The sequence below is a fragment of the Ruegeria jejuensis genome, assembly GCF_041537905.1.
Lineage (GTDB): Bacteria > Pseudomonadota > Alphaproteobacteria > Rhodobacterales > Rhodobacteraceae > Ruegeria_C.
The window spans coordinates 1-4,338 of the sequence record NZ_JBGRUO010000052.1; the positions used below are offsets into that span (position 1 = coordinate 1).

Consider the following 4,338-nt stretch of genomic DNA (forward strand, 5'->3'; position numbering starts at 1 on the left):
TGGCAGACCGCCAGCCGTTACATGATGGTGGAAGCTTTCGCCCAAATCGACCACGAGGAGATCGACCCCATTCTCAGCATCAAAGCCGTCTGATCATGACCTCAGGCCATCCGACAAATTACACCACCTTGACGGACGTGACCCACAAGCATCACCTTGCCAAGCTGGTGGCTGAGTATGGCCGATTCGACGCATTAGTGCCACGCCGCAAGGTGATGCAATTACTAGACAAATACAACGCGACACCCGGAGCGCGTGATAATCTGAGAAAGTCCATCAGCGCCCTGTATGAATGGGCACTTGATCGGGAACATCTGGACCCCGTGAAATACCAGAACCCAACCAAAACCATTAAGCGCATCCACCGCAGCAAGGGGTTTTATACCTGTACCATTGACGACGTGCGCGCCTACATGAAGCACCACAAGCCCGGAACGACCGCCCGCAAGGTCATGGTGCTGGAGCTTTGCACCGCCGCCAGACGCGAAGATCTGCGCCTTTTGGGGCCGTTTAACGAGTTTCACCGGGACGGCATGAAGTGGCTCAGATGGACGCAATCCAAGAAGCCTAACCGGGTCGTTGAAATCCCGATGCTGCCAATGCTGGTGGAAGAATTCGCAGACGTAACAGATGGCACCTACATCAAGACCGTCAAGGGAACGCCGTTCACCCATGGCTCAATTGGGAACATGGTTCGAGACTGGTTTGATGCTGCGAAGGTGCGCGGATCACTGCATGGAGTCCGCAAGGGCCTGTCGTCCATCTTGCCGCACATGGGGGCGAAAAGCTTCGAAATCGACGTACTGTTAGGCCATGAAATGGGTAGCGAAGAAAGCAAGGTCTACGTTGCCGAAGCAGAGCGCCAAGCCATCGCCGCGAGCCTCGGAAAGAAGATGACCGGGTTCAAATGGTGAACGGAAAATCCCCCACGCTCTCCCATTTGTTCCCCCACGCCGCCGTAAGTGGCTGACTTGTAAGGGGTCAATTTCGGTCCTCGTATTCCCTCCGGGCCTACCAGAACTCCCTCGCAATTGGCCTATATCCGGCCAAAATCGCGTGCAGGTTGCAGGGATCGGCAAGAATCCGCAAACCAGCCTGTCTGGACTCGTTTAGTTTTCTGAACCTTCCTGCTTGCTGCATACTTCTTTGAGCGCGCATAGGCGGCTAGCGGGGCAAAAGATGACACATCCAGAACCACATGCATCCGGCACTCGGTTCCAGGCAGCAAAGCATCCGATGCCCGAGCCGGACGAGGCGCAATCGTTCACGACATGTGAGGCGACACCCACCGAACGGGCGCTGGCCGAGATACGCTCGGATGCGCAGGTCTTTCGTGTCATAGAGGCCGTGTTGTCGATGGAGGCTCTGGCCCGCGAAGAACAGGTCATTGTTCTGGACGAATTGCTGCAGCACCGGCGCAGCCCTGCTTTGGCCAGCCTGCTCACCCTGCTGCGGGCAGATATGTCCGATACCTCGCCCGCCCAGCAATTCCTGACTCCGCTTGAGATCGTCGCGCGTCACGACTGCCTGCATGATCTGGCCGGATGCCTGCGCAAGACCGGGCAACCTCCTAGCGATGAACTTTGTTACCGCGCCTTCGAGGTTGGCCTGACCCTGAACACTTACAAGGGTATTGTCGAGGCGGCGGAACTGGCCGCCTGAAACCTGTTCCGTTTGGTCGCTACGGACAAGGCTAACGCCCGATCACGATATCGGCGCAGAGGCCGCCCAACCGCGCGCTCTCTCCCAGCCTCAGTGTGCCGCCATGGGCGCGGGCGATGTCAGCCACGATAGCTAGCCCCAGACCAACACCTGTTCCCTTGTTCTGATTGCGCGACGGGTCAAGCCGCGCAAACGGTTTCAACGCCTCGCCGCGCTGATCGGGCGGGATGCCCGGCCCGTCATCCTCAACCCGCAGGCGCAGGGATTTTGGCGTGAAGGCCACACTGACCTCGGCGCGATCCCCATAACGGACCGCGTTGTCGATCAGGTTCTGCAAGGCGCGGCGAATCGAATCGGGGCGCAGCTTGACCCTGCCTTCGCCCTCGGGCGGCAGAAGCGTGACGGGCTTGCCGGCACGCTGGGCGTCCTCGACAATGCGCGCGGCCAGAGATTGCGGGTCCAGCTTCTCAACCTCGCCCTCGGAGGCACCGCGCGAGAAGTCCAGAAAGGAATCCACCAGCCGCTGCATCTCGTTGACATCTTCCAGCAAGGGCTCGGCATCGCGTTCGTCCAGCATCGACAGGCCCAGCTTCAGCCGGGTGAGCGGCGTGCGCAAATCGTGGCTGACCCCCGACAGCATCATGGTGCGCTGTTCGATCTGCCGTTCGATCCGGGCGCGCATGTCGATGAAGGCGTTGCCCGCCTCGCGCACCTCGGTGGCGCCACCGGGATGGTAGGCAACGTTCTGACCCCGGCCAAACGCCTTGGCGGCACGGGCCAGCCGGGTGATCGGGCGCAGCTGGTTGCGCATGTAGAGCGAGGCGATCGCCGTCATCAGAATGCCGCAAAACACCATGGTGACAATCAGCTGATGCGGTGCCGTGGGTGTCAGGCGGCGGCGGTTGATTGTCAGCTCAATCGGTCCCAGATCACTGTCGAGATAGACCAGCGCCGTCTTGTCGGGCAAGAACTCAACCGCCTCAACCTCCGCCAGGCTAAATTTCAGCGTATCCCGCGCGATCCCTCCGGTGAAGTCGAAAATCCCGACACCATCCGCCTCGGGCACCTCCTGTGACGACAGGAACCGGACTTTCATGTTCAGCGAGGTCAGGAACGGCCGGACCCGCGCGATCAGCTCCTGCTGGGTCTCGGCCCCCGCAACCTGATCGCGCACCATCCGAACCTCGCGCACGACGGTGCCGGTCATCTGCTGCGTCACATCCTCCAGATGCCGCTGGATGAAGGTAAACGACATGATTGCCAGCAGCATCGCCACCGGCAGAACCAGAATCAGGGCCGCACGCCCATACAGGCCACGCGGCATATAGTGTTTGAGCCAACCAAAGGACATGCGCTAAGGGTAACCGCGCAGAATTCCAAGAGAAAGAGCCGATGCTTCCGCCTCCCGACGATTTCGACCCGCCTGTGGGTGTCGCCATCGAGCTATCGCCCGGTCTGCGGCGCGTGCTGGCCCCCAACCCCTCGCCGATGACCTATCGCGGCACCAATACTTATCTGATCGGACAGAGCGATCTTGCGCTGATCGACCCCGGTCCCCTGAGCGAGGCCCATCTCGACGCCATAATGACTGCGGTAGAGCCCGGACAGCGCATCTCGCATATCATCGTGACCCATAGCCATCTGGATCATTCCCCGCTGGCCCGCCCCCTGTCCCAGCGCACCGGCGCGCCGGTTCATGGCTTTGGCGGCCCCGAGGCGGGGCGCAGCCCGGTCATGGCCGACCTGGCCGCCGCCGGACTGGCCGGTGGTGGTGAAGGCATTGATCACAGCTTCCGACCCGATATCGAGATTGGCGATGGCGAAATCATAGAAGGCCCCGATTGGGCGCTGAACGTGGTTCATACCCCCGGCCATCTGGGCAATCATATTGCGCTCGGCTGGGGCGATATCTGCTTCACCGCCGATCATGTGATGGGATGGGCCAGCTCGCTGGTCTCGCCCCCCGATGGTGATCTGACGGATTTCATGGCCTCCTGCGCCCGCCTGCGCACCCGCAACTGGTCGGTCTTTCATCCCGGCCACGGCGCCCCGGTCGAAGACCCCGCCGCAAGGCTCGACTGGCTGATCGCGCACCGTCAGGGTCGCGAAGCAGCTATCCTGAGCGCGCTTGAGAGCGGCCCCGCCACCGCCCGCCAGATCGCCGAGCGGGTCTATACAGACACACCCCCGGCCCTGCTGCCCGCAGCCGAACGCAACGTCTTTGCCCATCTTGTCGATCTTCTGGGCAGAGAGTTGATTGCCCCGACCGGTCCACTTGGCGCAGAGGCGGTTTTCAGTCGGCGATCGTGACGCGCAGAGCCAGATTAAGAAAAGCGCGCAATCCCTCTGGACGCCGCAAAACGGGATTGCTATACGGCGCGAACCGTTCCGGCGTAGCTCAGCGGTAGAGCAGTTGACTGTTAATCAATTGGTCGTAGGTTCGATCCCTACCGCCGGAGCCAATCCTCCCCCCAAAGCATGTCGGGTCGCGCCAGCTTCTCCCCTTGTGACAGTGACCCGATGTCCGGTTTCGATGCAGGTTTCTCGGACGCCGCATGCTGGCGGGGGAGTTGCGCGATGGGTTTCCCGGCGTCAGAGAAGCGCTCAGGCGGGAAATCGCGGGGTTAGTTCTTTTGGGTCGGCTGTGCTATGGGGATTTGTACGAAGGGCTTGCCT

At 61.2% G+C, this 4,338-nt stretch carries 4 protein-coding genes and 1 tRNA gene; 4 read left to right on the forward strand and 1 reads right to left on the reverse strand.

Annotation, left to right across the window (positions count from 1 at the left end):
* The first annotated feature begins 95 nt into the window (after window positions 1–95).
* A complete protein-coding gene (locus AB1E34_RS25930; RefSeq protein WP_372575179.1) occupies window positions 96–914 on the forward strand; it encodes a site-specific integrase in 819 nt (272 codons plus the stop codon).
* A 265-nt stretch (window positions 915–1,179) separates the two neighbouring features.
* On the forward strand, window positions 1,180–1,662 hold the full coding sequence (locus tag AB1E34_RS25935) for a hypothetical protein (RefSeq protein WP_372575180.1): 483 nt from the start codon (window positions 1,180–1,182) through the stop codon (window positions 1,660–1,662).
* A 31-nt stretch (window positions 1,663–1,693) separates the two neighbouring features.
* On the opposite strand, the gene AB1E34_RS25940 is transcribed toward AB1E34_RS25935, so the two are convergent.
* Window positions 1,694–3,013 (reverse strand): ATP-binding protein, encoded by a 1,320-nt coding sequence (locus AB1E34_RS25940; protein ID WP_372575181.1) that lies wholly within the window; start codon window positions 3,011–3,013, stop codon window positions 1,694–1,696.
* A 41-nt stretch (window positions 3,014–3,054) separates the two neighbouring features.
* Here AB1E34_RS25940 and AB1E34_RS25945 point away from each other — a divergent pair, with 41 nt between their 5' ends.
* Together AB1E34_RS25945 and AB1E34_RS25950 are read left to right on the forward strand one after the other, a co-directional pair.
* Window positions 3,055–3,972: an MBL fold metallo-hydrolase gene (locus tag AB1E34_RS25945; protein WP_372575182.1), complete on the forward strand. Its 918-nt coding sequence runs from the start codon at window positions 3,055–3,057 to the stop codon at window positions 3,970–3,972.
* Window positions 3,973–4,049: 77 nt separating this feature from the next.
* Window positions 4,050–4,124, forward strand: a tRNA-Asn gene (locus AB1E34_RS25950).
* Window positions 4,125–4,338 lie beyond the last annotated feature (214 nt).